The 26,099-nt window shown below is 70.8% G+C and carries 27 protein-coding genes; 16 read left to right on the forward strand and 11 right to left on the reverse strand.

Features of this window, described 5'->3' with window-relative positions:
* Window positions 1–94 precede the first annotated feature (94 nt).
* The 5 genes from Vau01_RS21365 (at window position 95) to Vau01_RS21385 (ending at window position 6,847) form a co-directional block, all read left to right on the forward strand.
* Window positions 95–1,312 (forward strand): alpha/beta hydrolase family protein, encoded by a 1,218-nt coding sequence (locus Vau01_RS21365; protein ID WP_203995651.1) that lies wholly within the window; start codon window positions 95–97, stop codon window positions 1,310–1,312.
* Between the two features lie 83 nt (window positions 1,313–1,395).
* Window positions 1,396–3,045, forward strand: coding sequence for a 2,3-epoxybenzoyl-CoA dihydrolase (gene boxC, locus Vau01_RS21370; protein ID WP_203995652.1), 1,650 nt, complete (start codon window positions 1,396–1,398; stop codon window positions 3,043–3,045).
* A 4-nt stretch (window positions 3,046–3,049) separates the two neighbouring features.
* Window positions 3,050–4,468, forward strand: coding sequence for a benzoyl-CoA 2,3-epoxidase subunit BoxB (boxB, locus tag Vau01_RS21375; RefSeq protein ID WP_203995659.1), 1,419 nt, complete (start codon window positions 3,050–3,052; stop codon window positions 4,466–4,468).
* A 17-nt stretch (window positions 4,469–4,485) separates the two neighbouring features.
* Window positions 4,486–6,003, forward strand: a complete 1,518-nt coding sequence (locus Vau01_RS21380) for a benzoate-CoA ligase family protein (protein WP_203995661.1) — start codon at window positions 4,486–4,488, stop codon at window positions 6,001–6,003.
* A 1-nt stretch (window position 6,004) separates the two neighbouring features.
* On the forward strand, window positions 6,005–6,847 hold the full coding sequence (locus Vau01_RS21385; protein ID WP_203995663.1) for a PaaX family transcriptional regulator: 843 nt from the start codon (window positions 6,005–6,007) through the stop codon (window positions 6,845–6,847).
* On the opposite strand, the gene Vau01_RS21390 is transcribed toward Vau01_RS21385, so the two are convergent.
* Window positions 6,836–7,372 carry a P-loop nucleotide/nucleoside kinase family protein gene (locus Vau01_RS21390; protein WP_203995665.1) on the reverse strand — a complete coding sequence of 179 codons (537 nt, stop codon included), beginning with the start codon at window positions 7,370–7,372 and terminating at the stop codon, window positions 6,836–6,838. The genes Vau01_RS21385 and Vau01_RS21390 overlap by 12 nt on opposite strands.
* A 29-nt stretch (window positions 7,373–7,401) precedes the next feature.
* Between Vau01_RS21390 and Vau01_RS21395 the strand changes: the two genes are divergently transcribed.
* Entirely contained in the window at window positions 7,402–8,343 is a 942-nt protein-coding gene (locus Vau01_RS21395; protein ID WP_203995667.1) for a cyclase family protein, read from the forward strand.
* A gap of 24 nt (window positions 8,344–8,367) precedes the next feature.
* Window positions 8,368–8,775 (forward strand): hypothetical protein, encoded by a 408-nt coding sequence (locus tag Vau01_RS21400; RefSeq protein WP_203995669.1) that lies wholly within the window; start codon window positions 8,368–8,370, stop codon window positions 8,773–8,775.
* 473 nt (window positions 8,776–9,248) lie between these two features.
* Here Vau01_RS21400 and Vau01_RS21405 read toward each other — a convergent pair whose 3' ends face one another.
* Complete coding sequence (locus Vau01_RS21405; RefSeq protein ID WP_203995671.1) at window positions 9,249–9,416, reverse strand: hypothetical protein; 168 nt, start codon at window positions 9,414–9,416, stop codon at window positions 9,249–9,251.
* Between the two features lie 90 nt (window positions 9,417–9,506).
* Here Vau01_RS21405 and Vau01_RS21410 point away from each other — a divergent pair, with 90 nt between their 5' ends.
* Window positions 9,507–9,773, forward strand: coding sequence for a hypothetical protein (locus Vau01_RS21410; RefSeq protein WP_203995673.1), 267 nt, complete (start codon window positions 9,507–9,509; stop codon window positions 9,771–9,773).
* A 72-nt stretch (window positions 9,774–9,845) separates the two neighbouring features.
* Here Vau01_RS21410 and Vau01_RS21415 read toward each other — a convergent pair whose 3' ends face one another.
* The gene (locus tag Vau01_RS21415; RefSeq protein WP_203995681.1) at window positions 9,846–12,164 is read right to left on the reverse strand and encodes a xanthine dehydrogenase family protein molybdopterin-binding subunit; all 2,319 of its coding nucleotides are present in this window, start codon (window positions 12,162–12,164) and stop codon (window positions 9,846–9,848) included.
* A gap of 119 nt (window positions 12,165–12,283) precedes the next feature.
* Between Vau01_RS21415 and Vau01_RS21420 the strand changes: the two genes are divergently transcribed.
* On the forward strand, window positions 12,284–12,436 hold the full coding sequence (locus tag Vau01_RS21420) for an LxmA leader domain family RiPP (RefSeq protein WP_203995684.1): 153 nt from the start codon (window positions 12,284–12,286) through the stop codon (window positions 12,434–12,436).
* 403 nt (window positions 12,437–12,839) lie between these two features.
* Here Vau01_RS21420 and Vau01_RS21425 read toward each other — a convergent pair whose 3' ends face one another.
* Window positions 12,840–13,685: a hypothetical protein gene (locus Vau01_RS21425; protein WP_203995685.1), complete on the reverse strand. Its 846-nt coding sequence runs from the start codon at window positions 13,683–13,685 to the stop codon at window positions 12,840–12,842.
* 20 nt (window positions 13,686–13,705) lie between these two features.
* Window positions 13,706–14,830, reverse strand: a complete 1,125-nt coding sequence (locus tag Vau01_RS21430; RefSeq protein WP_203995686.1) for a Kelch repeat-containing protein — start codon at window positions 14,828–14,830, stop codon at window positions 13,706–13,708.
* 48 nt (window positions 14,831–14,878) lie between these two features.
* Between Vau01_RS21430 and Vau01_RS21435 the strand changes: the two genes are divergently transcribed.
* The gene (locus Vau01_RS21435; protein ID WP_203995687.1) at window positions 14,879–15,391 is read left to right on the forward strand and encodes a hypothetical protein; all 513 of its coding nucleotides are present in this window, start codon (window positions 14,879–14,881) and stop codon (window positions 15,389–15,391) included.
* An 8-nt stretch (window positions 15,392–15,399) separates the two neighbouring features.
* Here the strand turns inward: Vau01_RS21435 and Vau01_RS21440 are convergent, their stop codons facing one another.
* On the reverse strand, window positions 15,400–16,434 hold the full coding sequence (locus Vau01_RS21440; protein ID WP_203995689.1) for a HEAT repeat domain-containing protein: 1,035 nt from the start codon (window positions 16,432–16,434) through the stop codon (window positions 15,400–15,402).
* Between the two features lie 18 nt (window positions 16,435–16,452).
* The gene (locus Vau01_RS21445; RefSeq protein WP_203995691.1) at window positions 16,453–17,058 is read right to left on the reverse strand and encodes a zinc-dependent metalloprotease family protein; all 606 of its coding nucleotides are present in this window, start codon (window positions 17,056–17,058) and stop codon (window positions 16,453–16,455) included.
* A gap of 116 nt (window positions 17,059–17,174) precedes the next feature.
* Here Vau01_RS21445 and Vau01_RS21450 point away from each other — a divergent pair, with 116 nt between their 5' ends.
* Window positions 17,175–17,735 carry an RNA polymerase sigma factor gene (locus Vau01_RS21450; RefSeq protein ID WP_239151757.1) on the forward strand — a complete coding sequence of 187 codons (561 nt, stop codon included), beginning with the start codon at window positions 17,175–17,177 and terminating at the stop codon, window positions 17,733–17,735.
* Window positions 17,732–18,565, forward strand: a complete 834-nt coding sequence (locus Vau01_RS21455; protein WP_203995695.1) for a hypothetical protein — start codon at window positions 17,732–17,734, stop codon at window positions 18,563–18,565. Before Vau01_RS21450 ends, Vau01_RS21455 begins: the two co-directional genes overlap by 4 nt.
* A 26-nt stretch (window positions 18,566–18,591) precedes the next feature.
* Here Vau01_RS21455 and Vau01_RS21460 read toward each other — a convergent pair whose 3' ends face one another.
* Window positions 18,592–19,788, reverse strand: coding sequence for an ROK family transcriptional regulator (locus tag Vau01_RS21460; RefSeq protein ID WP_203995697.1), 1,197 nt, complete (start codon window positions 19,786–19,788; stop codon window positions 18,592–18,594).
* Window positions 19,789–19,906: 118 nt separating this feature from the next.
* Between Vau01_RS21460 and Vau01_RS21465 the strand changes: the two genes are divergently transcribed.
* From Vau01_RS21465 to Vau01_RS21480, 4 genes are read left to right on the forward strand one after another with little or no spacing between them, the layout of a single operon-like run.
* On the forward strand, window positions 19,907–20,983 hold the full coding sequence (locus tag Vau01_RS21465) for a sugar ABC transporter substrate-binding protein (protein WP_203995699.1): 1,077 nt from the start codon (window positions 19,907–19,909) through the stop codon (window positions 20,981–20,983).
* Entirely contained in the window at window positions 20,983–21,705 is a 723-nt protein-coding gene (locus Vau01_RS21470) for an ATP-binding cassette domain-containing protein (RefSeq protein ID WP_203995701.1), read from the forward strand. Before Vau01_RS21465 ends, Vau01_RS21470 begins: the two co-directional genes overlap by 1 nt.
* On the forward strand, window positions 21,702–22,838 hold the full coding sequence (locus Vau01_RS21475; RefSeq protein WP_203995702.1) for a sugar ABC transporter permease: 1,137 nt from the start codon (window positions 21,702–21,704) through the stop codon (window positions 22,836–22,838). Before Vau01_RS21470 ends, Vau01_RS21475 begins: the two co-directional genes overlap by 4 nt.
* 52 nt (window positions 22,839–22,890) lie before the next feature.
* Window positions 22,891–23,778 (forward strand): ROK family protein, encoded by an 888-nt coding sequence (locus Vau01_RS21480; RefSeq protein WP_203995703.1) that lies wholly within the window; start codon window positions 22,891–22,893, stop codon window positions 23,776–23,778.
* Here Vau01_RS21480 and Vau01_RS21485 read toward each other — a convergent pair.
* From Vau01_RS21485 to Vau01_RS21495, 3 genes are all read right to left on the reverse strand, one after another.
* On the reverse strand, window positions 23,757–24,503 hold the full coding sequence (locus Vau01_RS21485; protein WP_203995707.1) for an MBL fold metallo-hydrolase: 747 nt from the start codon (window positions 24,501–24,503) through the stop codon (window positions 23,757–23,759). The two genes, Vau01_RS21480 and Vau01_RS21485, sit on opposite strands and share 22 nt — an antisense overlap.
* A gap of 26 nt (window positions 24,504–24,529) precedes the next feature.
* Window positions 24,530–24,931, reverse strand: a complete 402-nt coding sequence (locus Vau01_RS21490) for a peptidase inhibitor family I36 protein (protein WP_203995708.1) — start codon at window positions 24,929–24,931, stop codon at window positions 24,530–24,532.
* A 65-nt stretch (window positions 24,932–24,996) separates the two neighbouring features.
* A complete protein-coding gene (locus tag Vau01_RS21495) occupies window positions 24,997–25,983 on the reverse strand; it encodes an AraC-like ligand-binding domain-containing protein (protein ID WP_203995709.1) in 987 nt (328 codons plus the stop codon).
* Window positions 25,984–26,099 lie beyond the last annotated feature (116 nt).

Below are 26,099 nucleotides of genomic sequence, written 5' to 3' on the forward strand. Positions count from 1 at the left end.
GTCGGTCGTTTCGCACCAGGACGCAGCACTGAGGCGATCCAGCTCTCGTTCCGGCGCGAATACCACCCACACCGATTTGCTACGGAGGAGAGAGATGTCCCACCCGGACATGCCGGGCAGCATGCTGTCCCGGCGCTCGTTCCTGTCCACCGCGGCGACCGCCGCGTTCGCCGTCCCGTTGGTGGCCCCGACCCGCGTCGGCGCGGCCACCCGCCCGGGCCCGGCCCGGCCGACTCCGCTGTTGCTGCCCGGGCCCACCGGCCGGTTCGCGGTCGGCGTGCTGCCGCTGCACCTGCGTGACCCGTCCCGCCCCGACCCCGTGGTGCCCGGAATCCCGTTCCGCGACTTCATGGTGAGCATCTGGTACCCGGCGCACCCGGGATCCGGGCAGCCGCGCGCCGACTGGCTCCTGCCGGCGGCCTGGCGCACGTTCGGGGAGGGCAACGGGCTGCCGCTCGACGTGCTCGCCGTACCCCGTACGCACGGTCGGATCGGTGCCCGGGTGCGGCACGCGGCCGCGCCGTACCCGGTGGTGATCTTCTCGCCCGGGGGCGGCCTCGACCGGGACAGCGCCACGGTACTGGTGGAGGATCTGGTCAGCCACGGATACCTGGTGGTCACCGTGGACCATCCGCACGACGCCGGGGAGGTGCAGTTCCCGGACGGCCACGTGGTGACGGCCGGCCTACCCGACGACGACGTCCTGTTGGTCGGGCTGCGGACGGCCGACGTGCTCTTCACGCTGGACCATCTGTCCACTGTGGACGCCGGCCGGAACCCGTCGGTGGAGGGCGGGCCGTTGCCGGCGGGCCTGGCCGGTGCGCTGGATCTGGGTCGGCTGGCGGTGATCGGGCACTCGCTCGGCGGCGCCACGTCGGCACACCTGCTGACCGACCCGCGCGTGCGGGCCGGCGCGAACCTCGACGGCGCCATCTTCGGCCCGCCGTTGTGGAACGGCTCGGACAAGCCGTTCCTGTTCTTCCTGGGCCAGGGCCACGACACCACCCTCGACCCGACCCTGCACGACCTGTGGGTGCGGCTGCACGGGTTCCGGGCCGCGGTGAACCTGCGCGATTCCGGGCACCTGTCGTTCACCGACTTCCAGGTGTTGGTCCCCCAGCTCGCCGGTCCGGCGGGCTTCCCGCCGGAGCAGGTGGCCGGCTTCATCGGCACCATCGACCCGGTGGCCTCGTTGCGCACGGTCCGTGCGTACCTGCGCTCGTTCCTGGACCTGACCCTGCGCGGCCACGACGACGGCCTGCTGCGGCGTCCGTCACCGCGATTCCCGGACGCGCAGTTGATCACCCTGTGAATATCGCTTAAATGCTACATACAGTTGACGGATGGACGCAGGTTTGTAGTATTTAGGGGACGCCGGCAGGAAGGCGACCCCCCATGACCGTCGAGTTCCGGACCGACCCTGGGCAGTACCGGCACTGGCGGCTGAGCGTCGACGGTGCGGTGGCCACGCTCGCGATGGACGTGGACGAGCAGGGCGGACTCGTGCCCGGCTACGAACTGAAGCTCAACTCCTACGACCTCGGCGTCGACATCGAGCTCTACGACGCGGTCCAGAGGCTGCGGTTCGAACATCCGCGGGTGCGGGCCGTCGTGATGACCTCCGGCAAGGACCGCATCTTCTGCGCCGGTGCGAACATCCGGATGCTGGCGGCGTCGCCGCACGCGTGGAAGGTGAACTTCTGCAAGTTCACCAACGAGACCCGCAACAGCATCGAGGACGCCAGCGCGCACTCGGGTCAGACGTGGATCGCCGCGGTGAACGGCACCGCCTCGGGTGGTGGGTACGAGCTGGCGCTCGCGTGCGAGCACATCATGCTGGTCGACGACCGGTCGTCGATGGTGTCGCTGCCGGAACTGCCGCTGCTCGGCGTCCTGCCGGGAACCGGCGGCCTGACCCGGGTCGTCGACAAGCGGCACGTGCGCCGCGACCTCGCCGACTACTTCGCCACCAAGTCCGAGGGCGTCGGCGGTCGTCGCGCCGTGGCGTGGCGCCTCGTCGACGAAGCGGTCAGCCGTCCGCAGTGGGCCGAGAAGGTGGCGGCCCGCGCGGCGGAGTTCGCCGCCCGCTCCACCCGACCCGACACCGCAGACGGCGTCGCGTTGACGCCGCTGGAGAAGTCCCGCACCACCGATGCCATCACCTACCGCCACGTGCGCGCCGTGCTGGACCACGACCGGGGCTGCGTCGAGATCACCGTGCAGGGGCCGGAAACGGACCCGCCGGCCGATGTGCACCTCCAGGGCGCCGACTTCTGGACCCTCGCCGTGACGCGCGAACTCGACGACCTGATTCTCGACCTGCGCACCAACGAGACCGAGCTGGGCACCTGGGTGCTGCGGACCGAGGGCGACCCGGCGCGGGTGCTGGCCTACGATGCTCTGCTGCTGGCCAACCGCGACGACTGGCTGGCCAACGAGATTCTGCTCTACCTCAAGCGCACGCTCAAACGCCTCGACGTCACCAGCCGCAGCCTGCTCGCCTTCGTCGAACCGGGAAGCTGTTTCGCCGGTTCGCTGTTCGAGCTCGCCCTCGCGGCGGACCGCGTCTACCACCTGGCGGGTGTGTTCGAGGACGGCCCGGCCGACGCGGAACCGGCGACGGTGACGGTCGGGCCGATGAACCTCGGCCCGGTGCCGATGGGCAACGACCTCACCCGTCTACAGACCCGGTTCTACGGCGACCCAAGCGGTTTCGCCGCGGTGGAGGCCGCCGCCGGGAAGGCATTGGAAGCCGAGGACGCCGAACGGCTGGGCCTGGTGACGTTCGCACCCGACGACATCGACTGGGCCGACGAGATCCGCATGGCCGTCGAGGAGCGGGCCAGCTTCAGCCCCGACGCGTTGACCGGCATGGAGGCGAATTTCCGCTTCGTCGGGCCGGAGACGGTCGAGACGAAGATCTTCGGCCGGCTGGCCGGCTGGCAGAACTGGATCTTCCATCGGCCCAACGCGTCCGGGCCGGACGGGGCGCTGCGCAAGTTCGGCACCGGCCAGCGTGCCGACTTCGACCGGAAGCGAGTGTGAGCCGATGACCGCCGCCGACTACAGCGACAAGATTCCCAACAACGTCGACCTGCACGAGGACCGCCGGCTCCAGCGCGCGTTGGAGTCGTGGCAGCCGAACTTCCTGCGGTGGTGGGACTCGATGGGCCCGACGCTGCCCACCGAGGACGTGTACCTGCGCACGGCGGTCAACGTCGGCCGGGAGGGGTGGGCGCACTTCGGGCACGTCGCGATGCGCGACTACCGGTGGGGCATCTTCCTCGCCGACCGCAAGCACGACCGACGGGTCGCCTTCGGCCAGCACCGCAACGAACCGGTCTGGCAGAAGGTGCCCGGCGAGTACCGCTCCGAGCTGCAACGCCTCATCGTGATCCAGGGTGACACCGAACCGGCATCCGTTGAGCAGCAACGCAATCTGGGCGCCACCGCGCCGAGCCTCTACGATCTGCGCAACCTGTTCCAGGTCAACGTCGAAGAGGGACGCCACCTCTGGGCGATGGTGTATCTCCTGCACGCCTACTTCGGCCGCGACGGACGCGAGGAGGCCGAGGAGTTGCTGCACCGCAACTCCGGCAGCGAGGAGGCGCCGCGCATCCTCGGCGCGTTCAACGAGGAGACCCCGGACTGGCTGTCGTTCTTCATGTTCACGTACTTCACCGACCGCGACGGCAAGTACCAGCTGGGCACGCTGAAGGAGTCGGCGTTCGACCCGTTGTCGCGCACGTGCGAGTTCATGTTGAAGGAGGAGTCGCACCACATGTTCGTCGGCACCACCGGCATCGACCGCGTGGTGGAGCGGACCGTGCAGCTCATGGTCGAGCACGACACCGACGACGTCGGCCCGCACGGCGGCATCCCGCTGACCGTGCTGCAGAAGTACCTCAACTTCCACTACTCGGTCTCGTTGGACCTGTTCGGCTCGGAGACGTCGACAAACGTCGGCAACTACTACACGTCCGGATTGAAGGGCCGCTGGTCCGAGGAGCGCCGCCACGACGACCACACGCTCACCAACGACTCGGTCATGGTCGACGCCGTCACGGCCGACGGCGAGATCGGACAGACCGAGGTCGCCGCGCTCGTCGGTCTCAACAGCGACCTGCGCCGCGAGTACATCGGCGACTGCCAGAACGGCGTCAACCGGTGGAACAGGATCCTGGACGAGGCGGGCATGCCGCAGCGGCTGCGGCTGCCGCACGTCGCCTTCAACCGGAAGGTCGGCGCGTTCGCCGGAATCGAGGCGACCCCCGACGGCAAGGGCCTCACCACGGAGGAGTGGGAGCGTGGCAAGGGCCGGTGGTTGCCGACCGACGTCGACAAGACCCACGTCCGGTCGCTGATGCGGCCGGTGTACGAGCGCGGCAGGATCGCCGCCTGGATCGCGCCGCCCCGGCAGGGCATCAACGGCAAGCCGTTCGACTACGACTACGTCCACCTCTCCTGACCCGGGACGGTGCCGCCATGACCAATGCCAGCATCTATCTCCTCGACCGCCGCCTCGACGAAGGCGAAGGCGGCGGCGACCGGATCGCGCTCGCCGGTGTCGCGGGCGAGACGACCTACGCCGAGTTGCACGACCGCGTCCGGCGAACCGCCGGCGGCCTGCGCCGGGCCGGCCTGCGGCCCGAACAGCGGCTGCTCATGGTCATGGCGGACTCGCCCGAGTTCGTCACCGTGTTCCTGGCGGCGCTGCGCATCGGCGCCGTTCCCGTGCCGGTGTCGACGATGGTGCGCACCGACGGACTCGTCGAGTTGCTCCGCGACTCCCGGGCCCGGTTCCTCGCCACCACAGCGGAGTTCGCGACCCTGGCGGCCGCCGGTGCGGCCGGCGCGCCGGAACTGGAGCGGCTCCTCGGCCCGCAGGAACTCGGGGAACTGGCCGCCGGCGACCCGGACGACGAGGTGTATCCGACCGCGGCCGACTCGCCCGCGTTCTGGCTCTACACCTCGGGCACCACCGGCCGGCCGAAGGCCGCCATGCACCGGCACGGCTCCATTCCCGTCGTCTGCGAGACCTACGCCCGGCAGGTTCTGGGCATCCGGCCCGACGACCGGTGCCTGTCCGCGGCCAAGGCGTTCTTCGCCTACGGCCTCGGCAACTCCGTCCTGTTCCCGTTGTCGGTCGGTGCGACGGCCGTCCTCGAACCGGCACCGTCGAAGCCCGACACGATCGCCGCCTGCGCCCAGAAGTACAGCGCGACCCTGTTCTTCGGCGGACCCACGTTCTTCGCCGGCATGCTCCGCACCGGGCTGCCCGCCGACGCCCTACCCGACGTCCGGCTCGCCGCCTCGGCCGGCGAGCCGTTGCCCGCGGAGCTGTACCGGCGGTGGACCTCGCACTTCGGCGTCGACGTCATCGACGGAATCGGCATGACCGAGATGCTGCACATCTTCCTGTCCAACCGACCCGGCGCGGTCCTGCCCGGGACGACGGGCGTCGCGGTGCCCGGATACGACCTGCGCATCCTCGACGAGCAGGGCCACGAGGCACCCAACGGCACACCGGGCACGCTGTTCGTCCGCGGCGACTCCACCGCCACCGGATACTGGTCCCGCTACGCGGCGTCCCGGCAGGTGTTCCAGGGCGAATGGCTGCGCACCGGCGACACCTACGTGCGCGGCGACGACGGCTACTACACGTGCCTCGGCCGCACCGGTGACATGCTGAAGGTCAGCGGCATCTGGGTCGCTCCGTTGGAGGTCGAGAACCGGTTGCTCACCCATCCCGCCGTCGCGCAGGCCGTTGTCGTCGGCGCCCCCGACGCCGACGGGCTCGACAAGCCGGTGGCCTACGTCGTCAGCCGGCCCGGCAGCACCGTCACCGAACACGAACTCGTCGACCACTGCCGCGAAGGCATCGAGTCGTTCAAACGTCCCCGCCGCGTCGTCTTCGTCGACAGCTACCCCACGACCGCGACCGGCAAGGTCCGCCGGGTCGAACTCCGCGAGGCCGCCCGGCAACTGCTGAAGGCCGGCTGATTTGCCGAGGACGAATGACGACGAGGCGTCCGTCGCGTCCCGACGGCACGCCGCCGGTGCCGACAGCGCACCGGGGCTGCTGCTGACGGTCCTCGGCGAGTTCCTCCTCCCGTCCGGCGGCGCGGCACTCACGGCCGCCTTCATCGACGTCCTCGGTCGCCTCGGCGTGGAGGAGAAGGCGGCCAGGCAGGCGTTGATGCGCACGGCGGCCGACGGCCTCCTGCACGCGCGGCGGGTGGGGCGGCGCACCCTGTGGCGGCTGACCGCGAAGGGGGAGCAGTTCCTCAGCGAGGGCGCCGAACGGATCTACGGCTTCCAGGCGTCGCAGGCCGGCTGGGACGGCCGGTGGCTGATCGTGCTCGCCCGCGCGCCGCAGACCGACCGGGCCGCCCGGCACGTGTTGCGCACCCGGATGATGTGGGCCGGGTTCGGCAGTCCCGCCCCGGGCGTGTGGATCAGCACCCATGTCGACCGGGCGAAGGAAGCCGAGCGGGTGCTGCACGAGGCGGGCCTCGACGACGGCCAGATCTTTCTCGCCGAGCACCACGCCGGCGGTCCGCTGGACGCGATGGTGCGGCAGGCCTGGGACCTCGACGCGCTGGAGGAGGGGTACGAACAGTTCCTCGCCGAGTACAGCGGGGACGGGTCGGGAGACGCCATGGTCCGGACCGTCCAGTTGGTCCACGCGTGGCGGCGGTTCCCGCGCGTCGATCCCGCCCTGCCGACCACCCTGCTGCCGGCCCGCTGGAGCGGCGTCCGCGCGGCGGAGCTGTTCACCCGCCGGCGCGCGCAGTGGCACGCGGCCGCGCAGGCGGAGTGGCGCCAGCAGGCGTCAGGAGACTGACGGTGGCCAGCGGTGTCCGCGCCACCCGTCCCAGGTCGCGAATCCGGCCGGTGGGTCGCCGACGGGTTCACTGCCGTCGAGTTCGCCTCGCGTGGGGATTTCGATCCGGGCGGTCCACTCGACGAGTTCCTCGTCGGATATGGGCCACGTCGTGTCCGGCGCGTCGGCCTGCCGCTGGTCGAGTCTCCTCCGCTGTTCGGCCGGCGTGAGTTCGAAGTAGCGCAGCTGCACCGCCGCGCCCAGGTCTGCCGCCGCCTGGCGGAGCGCGGAGCGCTCGTCCCGACTCCAGAGGCCGAAGTCGATCACGACGTTGGTGCCCAGTTCGAGGACGCGCAGCCCGATCCGGATGAGCCGTCCTTCGATGACGTCCCCGGCCGACGGCGGGTTCTCGGGCCCGTAGAGCGCCTTCACCCACTCGTCCTTCGTGAGACGAAGTGCGTCGTGCTCGACCTCGATGCGCCGGGCGGCGGTGGTTTTCCCGGTGCAGGGGAGTCCCACCGTCAGGAACAGTGTCGGTCGCCGCATCGTCACCACCCTACGGGTAAGGTTCCGGGATGACTGTTCCCTCGCAGGACGACGTGCTCGGATACTTCGACACGCTGTCGAACTGGGGACGATGGGGCGACGACGACCAGCGCGGAACCCTGAACCACATCACCGACGACGTCCGGCTGGCGGCGGCGCGGGCCGTGCGCCACGGCCGGAGCGTGTCGTGCGGATGGGAAGTCGCCGTACCAGACGAGATGGAACGGTCGACGACGGCGTGCCCGTCCGCCGTCGACATGCCGGGTGCCGAGCACATGCCGGCCGCCTTCCAGGCCGACCGGCGCTGGGGCTTCTCGAATGAGCGGCTCGGCATCATGTTCCACGGCAACACCATCACCCACCTCGACTCGCCGTGCCACATCTTCTGGGACGGCACGATGTACAACGGGCGGTCGCACTCGTTGGTCGACGCCGAAATGGGATCGGCGTGGGCGGCCGTTACGGCGGCCGCGAACGGGATCGTCACGCGTGGCGTGCTGCTGGACGTCGCGCAGGTCCGCGATGTGCCGTGGTTGGAACCGGGGGAGGGTGTGTTTCCCGACGACCTCGAGGCGGCCGAGCGTCGCCAGGGTGTGCGGGTGCGATCCGGCGACGCGGTGCTCCTGCGCACCGGCCATGGCCGCGCCCGGCACGAGTCCGGTCCGTCCGGTGGTATCACCCAGGCCGGCTGGCACGCGTCCTGCCTACCGTGGCTGCGCGAACGGGAGGTCGCGCTGATCGGCGCCGACACCCCCCAGGACGTCCAACCGTCCGGCTACGACGACGTGCTGATGCCCGTTCACGCCGTGAGCCTCGTCGCGATGGGCCTGTGGCTGCTCGACAACTGCGACCTCGAGGCGTGCGCGTCGACCGCCGCCGAACTCGACCAGTGGGACTTCCAGCTCGCGGTCGCGCCGGTCCGCTTCGCCGGCACGTCGGGCAGTCCGGTCAACCCGATCGCCACCTTCTGACCACGGCGCGCTCGATTCCTGCAGTTGTTCGTCCTCGGGTCGGGTCCGGAACCCATCCGAAGGCGGATCGACTTCCTGCCCGGTGTTTCTGAGCGCGGTACGTTCCGGTATACGTGCGAAGGCTGGGGATTGATTCAGCTCCAGTACGGCGGTCGCTACCGGGACGAACTGCGATGGAGCCATACCAATCACAACTCGGAGAAGCGGGCCCGGGCCTGGGCGGCGAGCATCCCGCGTCTCGGTGACCCAGCCGAGTGGAACTGGCCGGCGGTGACAAGCGCATCCGCCAAACTCAACCGGAAGGTCCGCGGGATGGCTGTGAGCAAGATCAGCTCCCACTCCGTGTTGCCGCACGTGGCGCAGTTCATCGCGGACAACGGCCTGCAATACGAGTACGGCACAGGCATCCACCCGAACCCGATCGCGGCATGATCCCTTGACAACGGTCTCGGCTAGCTTCGATCGGTGACGCATACGCATCATCTCGTCGTCGGTCGAGGGCGGGTGACCAAGCGGTACGTGTCGTGGTCGCGTGGAGAACACGTGCGCGAGTGGACGGTACTGCGTCGCGTGTTCGCGCGATGTCCCGATCTGGACGCCGATCCGCCCTTCGTCGTGATGAGCATGCTGCCCGGCAGCCCGCTGACCGGCATCGTGGACCTCGAGCAGCAGGCCGCGTTGGCCGAAGCGCTGCGCCGGTTGTGGTCGGTACCGGCGGTCGACCTTCCCGCCCGCCGGCACCACCCCGCCGAGATTCATGCGCTGATGACCGGGCGCATGGCTGGCCTGGACCTGCCGGGCTCAGCCGGCGAGGCCGCCCGTGCCGCCCGTTCCTTCCTCACCCGGCTCCGCCTCGGCCCCGCCGCCTGCACGGTGTTGGGTCACACCGACCCGAACCTGGCCAACTACCTCAGACCCGGTTCCTCGCGACGTTCGACCTCGACCTCGACCGGCTGCTGGACGCTCGTCGGCTGTTCGCCATCTTCTGGCTCCACCTGCTCCGACCCGGCGGCCCCGCCGAACGCCGCAACCCGCCAGCCGCCCGGGATCAACAGGCCGAACGAGTCCTGCACCTGCTCACCTGACAACCACCGCGTAGCGCGTCGCCCCGGTCTCGTTCGCCCGCGCGGAACGGCATCGGGGTTCGCGTACGCTCGCGAACCATGTGGCAACGGGAAGACCCCACGGAGATGCGGCGCTTTTCCGCCAACGACGTGCTTGACGGTCACATCAACTTCCGTGCGTATCCGCACCGGTATCTTTTCGTCTACGGAGACGCCCGAGGCAAGGAGAACCGGTTCGTGATGCCACGCCTACTGGCGGCCGTCGAGGCGCTGGAGAGCCAGGCATGGGAGCTCGTGAACGTGCTCGGCAACAACGGTAATTTCTTTGCCGTGATGCGTAGGCCGGACACTCCGCCGACGCCGTGATGCCTGGCAACCGTCGTGTTCCCGGAGGCGTTCGCGGCGGGTCAGCGCGTGCTCGACGGTCGAGGCGGCCACCTACTGCCCGGGGCTCGACGCGTGGCGGGGAAGACGCCACAGTGCGTACGGCGTCATCGGTGTGTCGGTGATGCGATCGGCGATCTCCGGCAGCGCGGCGGCGACCGCGTTGCCGACCGCCGCGGTCGAGCTGACCGTGCCGCCCTCACCGACTCCCTTCATGCCACCGGGTGTCCGGGGCGAGGGCGTCTCCAGCGTCGTCACGTTGATGTCGGGCACCTCGCGCGTGGTCGGAAGGTCGTAGCTCGCGTTCGGTTGGCCGTCGGGTGTGTACCCGATCTCCTCGAACAGGGCCATCCCGATGCCCTGCGCCACCGCGCCGCGGAGCTGGCCCGCCACGATCGCCGGGTTGACCAGGACACCCGAGTCGTTGACCAGCCAGTAGCCCTCGACCTCCACCGCACCGGTGGCCGGGTCGACGGCCACGGCCGCCGCGTGCGCGCCGCAGGCGTAGGTGTAGGCGACCGGTTCGTAGGAGACCCGTTCCAGCAGACCCGGTGTGCTGCCGTCGGGAAGGTCCCATCCGCGCCAGGCCGCGGTGGCGATCTCACGCAGCGTCCGGGCGACCTGCGGGGTGCCCTTGACCCGCACGGTGGAGTCGACGATCTCCAGATCGGCCGGGTCGACCTCGAGCTGGTGCCCGGCGATCTCCAGGATCCGGGTGCGCAGTTGTGCCGCGGCGCGGGTGAGAGCTCCTCCGCTGACCGCGAGCGCCCGGCTGGCGATCGACCCGATCGAGGAGTACGGCGTGGTCGTGGTGTCACCGAGCACCACCCGCACGTCGTCGAGGGCGACACCGACGTGGTCGGCGGCGATCTGCGCGAGGGCCGTTTCGATGCCCTGCCCGATGCCGACCACGCCGGCGGAGACCACCACCGACGCGTCGGGCTCCATCTGGACGACCGCGGTCTCGAAGCCACCGGCCTGGATCCCGATCGCCTTCATCCCCATGGACGGGCCCATGCCGGTCGTCTCGACGTGGCAGGCGAACCCGATGCCGCGCCGGCGTCCGTCGTCGCGGTGCGGCGCGACGACGCTGTCGCGCAAGGTGCGCAGGACCCGCGGGTAGTCGCCGGAGTCGTAGTCCTGCCACGTGCGGGTGGTGTACGGCAGCTCGTCGGGGCCGATCATGTTGCGTAGCCGCAGTTCGACCGGGTCGATCCCGGCGCGGCGGGCGGCCTCGTCGATCAGCCGTTCGCGGGTCCAGGCGGCTTCGGGTTGACCGAACCCGCGGTACGAGCCGGTGGGTGTGCTGGTGGTGACCGCGCCCCGCACCCGGGCACCGACCCGGTCGAAGCGGTACGGGCCCGGCAGCATCGTCGCCGAGACCGCGGCGGGGGCGATGCCGCAGTTGGCCGGGTGCGCGCCGAGATCGGCGAGCACGTCGGCGTACAACGCGACGAAGCGCCCGTCGGCGTCCATGGCAAGGATTCCGCGGTGGACGGCGGCGCGGGCGGGCAGCGTGGCGACCAGGCGGTCGGCGGGCTCCTCGGACCAGCGGACGGGTCGACCGGTCCGGATCGCCGCCAGGCAGACGAGCGCCTCGTCCGGGTACAGGTGCTCCTTGGCGCCGAACCCGCCTCCGGTCTCCCGGCTGATCACCCGCACCCGGTCGTACCGCAGGCCGAACAGGTCGGCGGCGTGATCGCGCACGTGGTGCGGTGCCTGGGTGGACGCCCGGATCGTCAGTGTCTCCTCGGCATACGACGCGACGATCGCGCGGGGCTCCAGCGGGTACGGCGAAGCCCGCCCGAACCGGAAGGTCATGTCGACGACGTGTGCCGCGTCGTGGGCCGCCGCGGCACAGTCGCCGCGCGGGTCACCGACCTCGAAGTCCGTGGCCACGTTGGTCCCCCAGTCGGGGTACAGCCGCGGCGCGTCCGGATCCACCGCGTGCTCGACACCGATCGCCGGCGGCAGTTCGTCGTAGTCCACGGTGACGAGGTCGGCGGCGTCGCGGGCCGCGGCCGGGGTACCCGCCACCACGACCGCGAGCGGCTGACCGACGTAGCGGACCACGTCGTCCAGCAGCGGGTAGGACAGTTCGCGTTGTCCCGGCCCCGGCGACACGCACGGCAACCGCAGATCCGACGCGTCGCGCACGCCGATGACGTCCACCACCCCGTCGGCGGCGCGGGCGGCCGACAGGTCGTAGCCCGTCACCCGGGCGTGCGCCACCGGGCTGCGGACCACGTACGCGTGAACCATGTCCGGCAGCCGCAGACCGCCCACGAACCGACCGCGCCCGGCGAGCAGCCGCGCGTCCTCACGGCGCGGCACCGGGCTTCCGACATAGGCGTTGCCCACTGGTTCGGTCATCGTCTGAGTATGCGACGACGCGACGGCGCGTCCCCTGAGTAGGTCGCCTGCTCTTTCTGCGTCCTCTCCGCCGCCCTTACGGTTGCCGACACTACGCAAAACGGAAGGAGGTGAGAATCTTGAGCATCGAGACCCTGCTCGGTGGCGCGGACGCCTACGCCTCGCTGGACGAGGTGGCGGCGACGCCAGACGTCGCGGTTCCGGAGGCGTCCCCGGTGTTGACCTCCATCATCATGGAGACCATTACGGTGACGCTCATGACCGAGTGCTGAATGGAAACCGTGATGCCGGGGGCGTCGGCCGATCTGGCCGCGTCTCCGGCGCGCCGCCGGAGAGGCTGTCGACGTGCCGCCTGACCACCCGCTCGGCCCCGACGGCCAACCGTGGTACCTGGCCATCAGCACGGATGAGGAGGGGGCGGTCCGGTCCAGGGTCGGTGGCAACCCGCCGGCCCGCTTCGAGGGGGCGCCGCTGCTGGACGGTCACCGGTACCTGTTGACGCTCGGCGACGACTTCACCCGGCTCACCGGCGGCGACGAACTGTCGATCCTGGTGCCCACGGGCGACGGGTACATGTACGGAGATCCCGCGCAGTACCGGCGGATGGACGTGGTCTGCGTGCGGCATCCGCCGTCGCCGGTCGGCCGACGGCGTCATCTCGGAGATCGTCCCGGGTTATTTCCAGTTCTGACCGGCGAGGGCCGCCGCACCGCTGGCAACCATCCGGAAGTCGTCATACCGCGTGAGCCGGGCGAGCGTCACGTCGATTTCGAGGCCGAGCCATTCCGGGACGGTGGTGGCCAGCAGATCGGCGTCGCCCTCGTAGTCGTCTCCGGCCCGGAAGATGGGCGACTCGCCGGACCCGTCGCGCCAGTCGCTGACCACCTCGACCCACTCGCCGTGATCCGAGCCGATCTCGATCAGCGAGTACCGGATCTCGGGGTCGAGCATGACGCTGTCGCCCACCGCGAAATCCCGCCAGGTGGCCGCCGTCGCCCGCTTGGCCTCGTCGGTCTCGGCGAACCACTCGACGTACTCGTCCTCCAGCGTCTCGTGCACCGGCGACATCGAGTTGCGCGTGACCGCGATCGACAACCGGTACGCCGCCCCCAGGTCGTGGTCGAGGTAGCAGGACGGTTCGAAGATCCTCGGCCGGACGAGGGCGCCCACCAGGCTCCGCCACTCCGGGCTGCGCTCGCGCAACTCCCAGAAGCCCACCAGCGACGGCGGCAGCGCCGCGCCCAGCCGCGTCTCCAGCCTCGCCAGCAGTTCCCCGAAGGCCGCCGACGGCGCGGCGGCCGCGCGGCAGGCCGCCCGGGCCGGCTCCGTCAGGGACCGCAGTTCGTGGAACGGCAGCGTGACGCCCGCGTCGTGGACGGCCTCGTCGAACGCGTCGGCCAGACCGGCCGCCTCGACGGCGAGCAGCCATCGGCTGATGCGGTCGGTCACCTCGGTGAACGTCGACTCGGGCGCCCGCCGGCCGTGGCCACGGGTCAGTGTCGAGAAGGCTGCGTCGCTCATCGACGCAGCCTAATGGCGGGCTACGGCTGGATCACGACGGCGGTTGCCGTGAGGAACGTGCGGTCGTCGTACCCACCGGTGATGAGGATGCGGCCGTCGGGGAGTGCGGCCACCGCCGGGAACTGCCGTTCCGGGCCGGGAACCGGTCCCAGCGCGCGCAGGGAGCCGTCGGCGTACGTGTCGACGCCGTACCCGCCGGCGATCACGACCCGGCCGTCGGCCAGGGCGACCACCGATTCGGAGATCTTGTACCGCGGCTCGGACATCTGCGGGCCCGGCCGGAACGTGCCGGAGCGCGGGTCGAAGCGTTCGGTGCGGGCGAGCCGGGCCTGCGGGTCGTCGGCGGTCTGGCCGCCCACGACCAGGGCACCGCCGTCCGGCAGCGGGGCGACGGCCAGCTTGTACTTCGGCGTGTCGAGCCGGCCGGCGTCGCGCCAGGAGTCGGTGGCCGGATCGTAGATCGCCGCCGTGTCGACCAGCGTGCCGCGCGCGGACTGGCCGCCGGCGACGAGCACCCGGCCGTCGGCGAGCAGGGCCGCGCCGTGGATCGACCGCGGACCGGGCAGTGCCGCGGCGGCGCTGAACCGGCCGGTCGCCGGGTCGTAGAGCTCCGCGGCGGCGAGGACGTTCGTGCCGTTCGCGCCGCCGGCGATGAGTACCCGCCCGTCCCGCAGGCGGGTGGCCGTGTGCTCGGCGCGGCGCACCGACACCGCACCGGTCGGCTCGAACCGGCCGGTCGCCGGGTCGTACACCTCGGCGCTGGCGAGCGGCGGCAGCCGTTCGCCGGAGAACCCGCCGACCACGAGGACGCGGCCGTCGGTCAGGGCCGTCGCGGTGTGCCCGGCCCGCGGCACGGACAGCGGCGCGCCGGGCGTGAACCGGCCGGTCGTCGGGTCGAACAGTTCGCTGTCGGCTCCGGCGGGGCCGTCGCAGTGGTCCACCACGCAGCCACCGACGATCAGCACGCGGCCGCCGGGCAGCGGCGTCGCGGTATGGGACGCCCGCGGGACCGCCATCGCCAGCCCGGCCTGCGCCGGCGCGGTGACCGCCGGGGGCGGTGGGGGTTGGGGCGTGCCGGAGGTGCAGCCGACGGTGAGCGCGCCGGTGGCCAGGATCAGGCATGCCGCGAATGAACCGCGCAACATGCAGAGATGGACACCGCCCGAGGCGTCCAGGTTCCCTAGGATGTCGACATGTCGATCGATACCTCGAATCCGCGCACCCGGTCGGCGCGCCTGCGACGTGTCCACGCACTGGTATTGATCCTGGTACTTGCCGCATCGGTAGTGGCCGGAATTCGGGTGGCCTTCCCCGCGAAGTGGGGCTGTGTGGTGGGCGCGGTGTCGTTCACATCTGTGGACGTGCCGCCTGACAACGCGACCCCGGAGGATGTCGTCCGAACATACCTACGCGCCCTCGACGCTCATGATGCGGACACTGCCGCCGAGTTGTATCCGCCGCCGAACGGAGTGCCTTCATTCGCCTGCAACGTGCGTGGCGTCGACGGTGTGAACCTCACGTCCGGAGTCCCCGGCGCCGAGGCGCACGCCGACGATGGCACTGTTCGGGTCGGTGCCCAGTTCACGATCGAGGTGTTCGACGAGGCGGCGGCCGGGCGGGCCAATGGCCGCGTGGGGGAGTCGTACTACCTGCGCCGCCAGGGCGTCGACGGCCCGTGGCGCATCGTCTCGTCGGGTCAGGGATAGGCAGGTGATCAGAGTTCCAGCGGCCTCGGCGCGCTCTTGTCGGTGACCTGCGGGGAGGACGCGGCCGCGGTGAACACGATCTCCGAGCTCTGGATCCGACCGCGGAGGAGGACCGGTACGTTCCCCCTGCCGCGCACCGACTTCAGGTCGAAACGGGCGCCCTCCCGGTCGGGGGTACCGAGTCCGAACATCATCTGGTTGCCGTCGGTGCGGTAGACAGCGATGTGGAATCCGCCGTCGTCCTGCGGTCCGGCGAGCAGGACCATCCGGGCCGAGTAGCTGCCGTCGGGGGCGCGCTGCGCGACCAGGCCGGGCATCATGGGCTGCCGCAACGGGCCGGCGGCCCCGCGGCGGAGGAAGTCCTCGGAGAACGTCACGACCAGGCGGGCCAGGCCGCACTCGATCCGCAGCCCGACCCGGCCCGACAACGACAGCCCGAAGGTGTCGGTGCGCAGGCTCGCGAGCGTGGCCGCCGTCTCCTCGACGGCCGCCCGGCCGACGAGCACCGGCGTCGACTGCCGGGCGTCGACCTCCTGGACGTCGTCGGGTCCGGGCGGCGGCACCTCGTGTCCCGGAAGCCCGGCGCGGTAGGAGATCACCAGCCGGCCGAACGTGGCCAGCCGACTCACCGCCGGTTCGGGGTCGCCGGCCAGCCGGTCGAGTTCCGGGAGGGAGAACCGGCTGCCGACGCGGGCCAGCCCGCCCACGATCTTGGCGCGGACGACCACCGGTGCGGCCGCCGGCAGTGCCCGGAGGAGCAGATCCTCCGCCTCCGGGCGGCCGGTCCCGGCCAGTTGGGACGCGGCGGCGGCGCGGACGGCCGGGTCTTCGCCCGGGTCGGCCACCACGACGCCGAGCAGCTGCGGTGCGTCGGGGGCAGCGGCCACGACCAGGGCCTCCATGGCCCGGACCCGGAACGGGTTCGGTTGTGCACCGGACACGATCTCCCGAAGCTGGTCGAGGTCGGCGGCGGTCAGCGACCCGACGACCGCGCCGTCCAACCGGTGGCTGGTCTGGAACATCGCATCGAGACGATCCGGCATCGCACACCCCCGTCCTGTTCAGCTTCGTACGAAGCAGTGGCGTCGCATGATGGTCCCCTGCCAGGTGAAGATCCCGGTGAAGCTGTTCGACGAACCCCCGCCGCCGATGAAGTTCCCCGAGTCGGGCACGTGTTCGAGACCGAGATAGTGCCCGACCTCGTGCGCGAGGGTGTTGGCGATGTTGCTCGCGCTACCGTTCAACGACACCACCGCTCCGGTCATGCCCTTGGAGTTCTTGTCGCAGCTCCCGTCGATCGCCGACCAGCCGTCGGCGCCGTTCATCGCCCGGACCACGAAGACGTCGAGGGAGTCGTTGCCGACCGTCCAGTCCGACGTCAGATCCTCCGCCTCGCTCTGGCTGTCGATCACGGTGTGCGAGCCTGCTTCGGCCACCGAGATCTGCCAGAAGCTGACGTTACGCACGTTCAGCCGGACGGTGGCGTAGATGGCCCGCGTCACCTGGATCGCGTTGTTCATGTTCGCCACGTCGGCGGCGGTGAAATCCTCGAAGCCGACGCAGATCATGTTCAGATCCAGGTGCCGGATCGGCGGTGGAGGTGGCGGACCGCCGCCGCCACCACCGTTCGGTTCCTCTTCGCCGTTGGGTTGTCGAATCGGCCGCACGCGCCCACCTCCCGGCGCCGTCCCATCAAGCGATGCCAGTATTCCAGAACCCGGCGGACCCCGGCACCGCATGCGGCGCGCAACACGGACCCCGCCGCCGGCCACTAACAGGTGTGATGACAGACCTCCACCCGACTGACCGGCAGCTGTGGGCCGGCGGCGACGGGGCCGCGTTCGCGACCCTGTTCGACCGGCACGTCCGCGCGGTGTACAACCACTGCTTCCGGCTGTGCGGTTCCTGGTCCGACGCCGAGGACGTCACCCAGCTGACGTTCCTCACCGCCTGGCGCCGCCGCGCCGAAATACACCTCTCCCACGACTCCGCCCTGCCCTGGCTGCTCACGGTCGCGACGTTCACCGTCCGCGACCACCAACGCGCGGCGCGGCGGTGGCTCACCGCGCTGCGCCGACAGCCCGTCACCCCGGCCGACGACACCGACCCCACCGACGACATCGCCGGCCGCATCGACGACGAACGCCGGATGCACGCCATCCTGCGCCACGTCAACCGGCTACCCCGCGGGCAGCGCGAGGCACTGGCCCTGTGCGTGTGGTCGGGCGTGTCCTACCGCGACGCCGCAGAACAACTCGGCATCACCGAAGCCTCCGTGCGGTCCCGCGTCAGCCGGGCCCGTGCCACCCTCGCCGACCACGCCGACCCCGAGGAGACATCATGATCGTCGAACTGCCCGAGTCCCGGGACCTGCCCTCCGGCCGGCAGGAACGCATGCGGGCCGGCCTGCTGGCCGCGATCGACACACCCCGGCGCAGCGGTCGGCACCGGCGCGTCGTGCGGTTCGCCGCCGCCGCGGTCGTTGCCGCGGGGGTCACCGCCGGCGCGGTCGCGGTCGTACCCGCATTCCTGCCCGGCCGGGACAACGGGCCGGCCGCCGCGCTCGCCTACGCCGGCGGCGCCATCGCGCCCGAGATCCAGCGGGCCGCCGACCAGTGCATCGAGGACAACCGTGTCCACACCGACCTCGAACCCGCGCTCCCCGACGACCTCCGCCTGGCCAACCTCGTCAGCCGCAACGGAAACGTCGCCGTCGTCTTCACCACCGAGGGCGGGGCCCTGTACTGCTTCAACGAACCCGGCAACGGCAGCCGTTCGATGACCCGCCGCGTCGTCTCCAACTGGATGCCCGGCGCCATCGAGATCGGCGGCGCCACGTCGATGGAGGCCCACGGAACCAGCGACTACTTCGCCACCGCCGGACGGGTCAGCAGCCGCGTCGCCCGCGTGGTGCTCGACCACGGAAACGGCAGGCAAACCGCCGCCAACGTCGCCGACGGCACCTTCGTCGTGATCGCCGACGGTGACGTCGAGGTCGACGAGACCGTACTGGTCGCCTACGACAGCGCCGGCACGGAGATCGCCCGGAGCCAGGGTTGGTCGCGCCGCGGTCTGTCGGAACAGAGCGCCGACTGCTACGTCGACCCCACCGGTGCCGTCGTGTGGGGCTCGACGCCGGGCACCGTCTGCCGGGACGCCGAAGCCTGGCGGTAGTCGTTACACGGTCGTCCGCCGGCCCGTCAGAGGCTGGCGGCGCGGTTGAGCACCAGGTCGCGGGCGGCGGTGAGGCCGACGGCGAGTGCGCCGCGGAGCACGGCGTCGGCGCCGAGCACGGAGACCTCGATCCGGGGCGGGACCAGTGCGACCAGGCTGGTGAGCCGGTCCCGGACGGGGCCGGTCAGCAGGTCTCCGCCCTGGCTGCCGATGCCGCCGCCGAGCACGACCAGTTCGGGATCCAGGATCGCGGTGACGGCGGCCAGGGCGTGGGCGACGTGGTCGGCCTCGTGGAGCACCGCCCGCGTGGCGGTGGGGTCGCCGGCCCGCGCGGCGTCGAACACGTCCTTGGCGGTGACCGCGGCGGTCATCCCGAGGCGGCGGGCGAGGGAGACGATGCCGTCGGCGGAGGCCACCGATTCGAACATGCCGCGTTTGCGCGACGCCGGCTCGTCCTGCAACGGGTCGCCCTCCGCGACGGGTAGGTAGCCGACCTCGCCCGCCGCGCCGCGGAACCCGCGGTACAGCCTGCCGTCGATCATGATGCCCATGCCGGTTCCGGTGCCGATCGACACGTAGACGAAGTGGGCGATGCCCACGCCCAGCCCGTACGCTCCCTCACCGACCGCGGCGAGGTCGACGTCGTTCTCCACCACGAACGGCGCACCGGCCACCTCGGCGAGGCGGTCGACCGCGCCGGGACGGTCCCAGCCGGGGAGGTTGGGTGCCGAACGGAGCGCCCCGGTCTGCGGGTCGTGGACGCCGGGCGTCCCGAAAACCGTGAGCGTGATGTCGGACCGGGCGATGCCCACCTCGGCGGCCAGTTCGTCGGCGAGGCGGATGAGCTGGGCGGCCAGGGTCGACGCGCGGGAGCCGCGCGAAGGCCGGTCCGTGCGGGCGACGATCGCGCCGAGCAGGTCGGCGATGGCGACCCGCACGTAACCGCGGCCGACGTCGACGGCGAGCACCCAGCCGGCCTGCGGCCGGACCTCGTACAGCAGCGCGGAGCGTCCGGCGGCTCCGGCGCGCTGGCCCACCTGGCGCAGCAGGCCGGCCCGTTCGAGATGGGTGAGCGCCAGCGCCACCGTCGGCTTGGACAGGCCGGTGGCCTGTGCCAGCTCGGGCCGCGACGCCTTGCCGAGGCGGAACACCTCGGCGAAGACGGCGCGGGAGTTCATCACGCGTAACACGCTGGTCGTGCTGGCGGTTCCGGTGATCTGCACCGGCCCAGCCTGCCACAGTCATTCGAAAAGGTCTCTTATCAAATTCGTAAAGGTCCTAGCCAAAAGCCCGGCGCATGCCCCACGATGCTCAGCACCACCGAGGCTCAGGAGGCACCTCATGAGAACCAGCTGGCTCGCCGCCGCCCTGGTCGCGATAACGCTGATCAGCGGTTGCGGTGAGGGTTCGACCGCCGGGGACTCCGGCGACAAGGACGCGCCGACCATCGCCCTGTTCCTTCCCGAGTCCAAGACGACCCGCTACGAGGCGTTCGACCGGCCGCTGTTCGAGGCCAAGGTCAAGGCGTTGTGCGCCGACTGCAAGCTGCTGTACCAGAACGCCGACCAGGACGCGGCCAAGCAGCAACAGCAGGTCGAGGCCGCCCTTGCCCAGGGCGCCGACGTGCTCGTGCTCGACGCCGTCGACGCCAGCGCCGTCGCGTCGCTGGTCAACCAGGCCAAGCAGAAGAAGGTCCCGGTGATCGCGTACGACCGGCTCATCTCGGCGATCTCGTACGAGTACTACGTGTCGTTCAACAACGTCCGGGTCGGCGAGATGCAGGGCCAGGCGCTGCTCGATGCCATGACGAAGGCCGGGACGGTCGACAAGGGCAAGATCGTGATGATCAACGGCGCGCCGACCGACCCCAGTTCGGCCGACTACAAGACCGGCGCGCACAAGGTGCTCGACGGGAAGGTCCAGATCGGCCGGGAGTTCGACACCCCGGACTGGAGCCCGGACAAGGCCCAGCAGGAGATGGAACAGGCCATCACGGCCCTGGGGCGCGACAGCATCGTCGGCGTCCTGTCGGCCAACGACGGCATGGCCAGCGGCGCGATCGCGGCGATGAAGCGGGCCGGCTTCCCCACCCTCCCGCCGATCACCGGGCAGGACGCCGAACTCGCCGCCGTCCAGCGGATCCTGACCGGCGAGCAGTACATGACCATCTACCTGAACATCCGCGCCGAGGCGGAGAAGGCGGCCGAACTGGCCGTCGCGTTGGGTCGGGGGGAGAAGCCCGCGGCGCCGACGACGGTCAACAACGGAACCGCGGCCATCCCGTCGTTCCTCCTCGACCCGATCCCGGTCACCGCCGACAAGGTCAAGGAGACCATCGTCAAGGACGGCTTCTACAAGGCGTCCGAGATCTGCACCGCTGAGGTCGCGGCGGCGTGCGCCAAGGCGGGCATCCAGTAATGCTCTCGGCGGTCGCCGTCTCCAAGCGTTACAACGCGGTCCAGGCTCTCGACGGGGTGAGCCTGGACCTGCGTGCCGGCGAGGTGGTCGCGCTGGTCGGCGACAACGGCGCGGGCAAGTCGACGCTGGTCAAGGTCATCTCCGGCGTCGTCGCGCCGGACGAGGGCAGGATCGAACGGGACGGGCATCCGGTGCGGGTCAACCACCCGCAGGACGCCCAGCGGATCGGGGTGTCCACCGTCCACCAGGATCTTGCGTTGTGCGAGAACCTCGACGTCGTCGGCAACCTGTTCCTGGGCGCCGAGCGGCACCGGTGGTCGTTGCTGCGCCACATCCGGATGGAACGGACCGCCCGTGACCTGCTGTCCTCGTTGGACGTCCGCATCCGGGACATCGGTGTGCCGGTCGCCATGCTGTCGGGCGGGCAGCGGCAGTCGGTGGCGATCGCGCGGGCCCTGATCGGGGACCCGAGCGTGGTCATCCTGGACGAGCCGACGGCCGCTCTCGGCGTCGAGCAGACCGCCCAGGTGCTCGCGCTGATCCGGCGGCTGCGCGAGCGCGGCCTGGCGGTCCTGCTGATCTCGCACAACCTCGCCGACGTCCGGGCGGTCAGCGACCGGATCGTCGTGTTGCGGCTCGGCCGCAACGCCGGCGAGTTCCCGACCGAGGGCACCGCACCGGAGACCGTCGTCGCCGCGATCACCGGGGGTGGGTCGCAGTGAAGCTTCGCGACGTGGACCTCGGGTCGTGGCCGGTGGTCGGTGGGCTGGCCGCGATCGCGGTGGTCTTCGGGACGCTCAACGAGCACTTCCTCTCCGCCGAGAACCTCACCAACCTGGCTCTGCAGATGGCCGCGACCGGCACCATCTCGCTCGGTCTCATCCTGGTGATCCTGCTCGGCGAGATCGACCTCTCGGCCGGCTCGGTCAGCGGGCTGTGCGCGGTGGTGATGACGATCCTGTACGTCCGCCACGGGTGGCACCCGGCCGCGGCCATCGCCGTCGCCCTCGCCGCGGCCGCGCTCATCGGCGCGCTGCACGGCTGGATGTTCACCCAGTTGCGCATGCCGTCGTTCGTGGTGACCCTCGCCGGCCTCATCGGCTGGCAGGGACTCATGCTGTACCTCCTCGGCCGGGGCGGAACGATCAACCTGCCGTTCGACGGTCCGGTGGCGAAACTGAGCGACACCTGGTTACCGCCGTGGGCCGGCTGGCTTCTCGTCGTCCTGATCGTCGGGATCCGGACCGGCAGCACCCTGATCGAACGCCGGCTCCGGCGGGCCGCCGGGCTGCCCGTGTCGCCGGCGCGGTGGGTGGTGCTCCGGCTGGTCGGCCTCGCGGCCGCACTGGCCGCCGTGGCCGCCGTCCTGTCGGCCGACCGGGGCGTGCCGCTGCTGCTGCTCATCTTCGCCGCTCTCGTGGTGACCGCCGACCTCGTGCTGCGGCACACCACCTTCGGCCGGCACGTGTACGCGGTGGGCGGCAACGCGGAGGCCGCCCGGCGGGCCGGCATCCACGTGACGCGGATCCGGATTCTCGCGTTCGTCGGCGGTTCGGCCCTGGCGGCGTTCGGCGGGATCCTCGCCGCCAGCCGGCTGGCCGCGGTGAACCAGAGTTCGGGCAGCAGCGACACGCTGCTGATGGCGATCGCGGCCGCGGTCATCGGCGGCGTCTCCCTGTTCGGCGGCCGGGGACGGGCCTACGCCGCGCTCCTGGGCATCCTCGTCATCCAGTCCATCACCAACGGCATGCTGCTGCTGAACGTGGACTCGTCGGTGCGCTACATGGTGACCGCCGCGGTGCTCGCGGTCGCGGTGGCCATCGATTCGCTCGCCAGGCGCGGCCAACCACGATGAATCGGTTCAGGGGAGCGCGAGGGTGGCGAAGCCCCCTCGCAAGGGGAGAACGGTGAGTGTTCTCGGCATCGACTTCGGCGGCACCAAGGTGGCGCTGGCCACCGCTGATGGTGGACCTCCGCTCCGCGACACCCTGCGCCTGCCGACCCTGGCGCCGGCCGGGGCCGCGCAGGTGGTGGAGCGGGCGCTCGCCGCGGCCCGGACGCTGACCCGCCGGCCGACGGCCGTCGGCGTGTCGACGTTCGGCGTCGTGTCGCGGGACCGGATCCGGTTGGCGCCCAACGTGCCCGGGTGGGACGGTCTGGAGCTGCCCCGGCTGTTGCGCGAGGAGTTCGACGCGACGCCGGTCGTGGTCCACAACGACGTCAACGCCGCCGCGACCGCCGAACTGCGCTGGGGTGCGCTGCGCGGGGTGGACCTGGGTATCTACCTGAACCTGGGCACCGGCCTCGGCGGCGCGCTGATCGCGGGCGGCCGGGTGCTGACCGGGGCACACGGTGCCGCCGGCGAGATCGGCTACCTGCTCGGCGCGGATCCGACCCGGTGCTTCGCCACCGGGAACGCGCCGCTGGAGGAAATGGCGTCGGGAGGCGCGCTCGCCACGCGCGGCGCGGCCCTGCTGGGGCGCGACATCACCACCGTCTCCGAGCTGTTCGACCTCGTCGACCGCCCGGACATCGCGGCCCTGCTGGACACCGCCGTCGACGCGCTCGCGGCGGCCGTCGCCAACCTGTGCATCGCCGTCGACCCGCAGCGGGTCGTCATCGGGGGCGGCATGATGTCGGCGGCGCGGCACATCCTGCCCCGGATCTCGGCACTGACCGCGCGGGCCGTCCCGTTCCCCCCGGAGATCGTGGCCGCCCGCTTCGTCCACGACGCACCGCTCATGGGCGCGATAGCGCTCGCTCTCGACGCGGCTCAGGATGTCCCGCGCAGGTAGGCCCCGGCCAACTGCCGAAGGCGGGTCCGGCCGAAACTGTGACCGTGGCCGGGATGGACGACGGACACGTCGAGGTCGGCGAGGAACTCCATGCTGTGCCGGTAGGCGGCCACGTCGGAGTTGGGCAGGGTGTCGATCAGGGCACCCTCGTAGACGATGTCGCCGGAGTACAGGGTCCCGGTACGCTCCTCCAACAGGGCGATGCTTCCCGGTGTGTGGCCGGGAAGGTGCAGCACCGTCAGCACCCGGCCGCCCAGGTCGATCCGGTCGCCGTCGTCGAGCATGCGGCTCAGGGTCATGGGTTCGACGCGGTAGGCGGCCGGGTCGTAGCCGGGATCCGGCAGGATGTCGATCATGAGCTCGGGGACCGGTTCTCCCGCCGCGTCGATCCCCAACTTGTCGTAGAGCTCCGCGCCGTACAGACTCCCCGGTACACCCGCCGCCAGCACCCCCGCCTCCGCGGGATGGGCGGCCCGGTCACCGAACTCGGACGCCCCACCGACATGATCCAGGTGCGCGTGGGTGAGCAGGACCATGGGATCGCGCTCGAACATGGCCGGAATCGCCTCCCGCAGGGCGACGACACCGAGCCCGGCGTCGACCACGATGTCACGATCGGTGCCGCGCAACCACCAGAGGTTCGCCGACACCAGTTCGTTGACGTGCGGTTCCGAGACCCGGATGACGCCGCCACCCACGTTGTCCTGCGTGTACCAGTCGACCACGTCGGCAAGTGTGCCAGTGCGCCGGCTTACGGCCACGCGCCGACGGAGTAGCTTCTGTTCGCGAGGATCAATTGACCGCCAGGGTAGATGATGACATTGCCACCGGTGCAACTCGACGATCGCCAGAGCCGCTCGCGCCAAACGGTACGGTTGTAGGCCGAGAGATATCCGATGGAGAAGGTGCGACATTCACCGGTGAAGACGGGCGGGAAGGCGCCCATCCTTCCGGAGAAATTGGTGTTCTCCCACACGCAGATGTGATCGATTGGGCAGTCGGCGAGACCCTTCGTGCTGATTTTCATGGCGATCCCGGCCGAACCCGCGTCCTGCGGAGCCTCACTCGCGTGAGCGGCGGCCATTGGCGACACGGCTGCCGACACCGCCAGCGTGGCGCTGAACATCAGCGCCATCAGCGTCTTCTTTCGCATTTCCCGTACCTCTCGTCGATGTTGGCTCATCGGCGAAGGTATGGATGCCGAAATTCATCCTTGCTTCACTCGGGCTTCGCGGGTGGGTTCAACGTCTGGTGGCGGAACTGGCGCGGGGAGAGGCCGTAGGCGGCGCGGAACGCCTGGCTGAAATGCGCGGGGCTGGTGAATCCCCACCGGGCGGCGATTGTCTGGATCGATCGGGTGGCCAGTCGCGGATCGCCGAGGTCGTGCCGGCAGTTCTCGAGACGGCGATGACGGATGTGGCCGGCGACGGTGTGTTCTTCCGGCTCGAACACCTTGTGCAGGTACCGCGGCGAGATGTGGTGGGCGGTGGCGATCGCCTCCGGGGTCAGCCGCGGATCGCCGAGGTGGTGATGGATGAAGACGAGGATCCGGGCCAGGAGTGCCCGCTGCCGGGTGTGTGGCGGCAGCACGTTCTCGGCGTCCAACGCGTCGGCGAGTGCGGTGGTGAGCACGTCCAGCGTGAGGGTGGACAGGCGGGCGGTCTCCGATGCACTGAGGTTCGGCATCCGCCGGGCCAGGTGGCAGAGGAACTGCGACGTCAGCGCACCGATGCTCCGATCACCCGAGAGGCGCACGGCGGTCAGCCGCCGCAGGTCCTGAGCCGGAAACGGCAGCAGCGAACGCGGAAAGTGCAGGATCAGCACCTTGCTTTCCGGGACGTGCGGCGCATGGTCGACGCGGTACGGCCGCGACGTCTCGAGCAGAACGAGGTCCCCGGCGCCCACCTCCGCGCACCGGCCGTCCTGGGTCACCGTGCCGGCGCCGTGCAGGGTGCAGCCGATCTCGAGCACGTCGGGGTCGGCCCGGCGGATGAGCCTGGGCGTGCGGTGCGTCGTGTGCGGCACCATGGTGGCCAGCGCGGCCCGCACGGGACCGAACGCGCTGACCCCGACGTGCGCCCGGAATCCGTTTCGCACCTCCGGGTCGCACCGCAGGTCGTAGGGGACGAACAGCTTCGAGTTGACCTCGCGCCAGTAGGTGAACCGCTCCTCGGCCGGAACCTCGTCGGTGCTGACGACATCCATGCCTCTCATCGTGTCACGGTGCGCGGAGACTAAAGGACTGTTCACTCACCGGTAACGACAGCCCGGTCCGCCGCGCGCATCCTCGGGGAAGGGATGCCTAGGGGGAAGGCCATCGT

Source organism: Virgisporangium aurantiacum, from assembly GCF_016863635.1.
In the GTDB taxonomy this organism is placed as follows: Bacteria; Actinomycetota; Actinomycetes; order Mycobacteriales; family Micromonosporaceae; genus Virgisporangium; species Virgisporangium aurantiacum.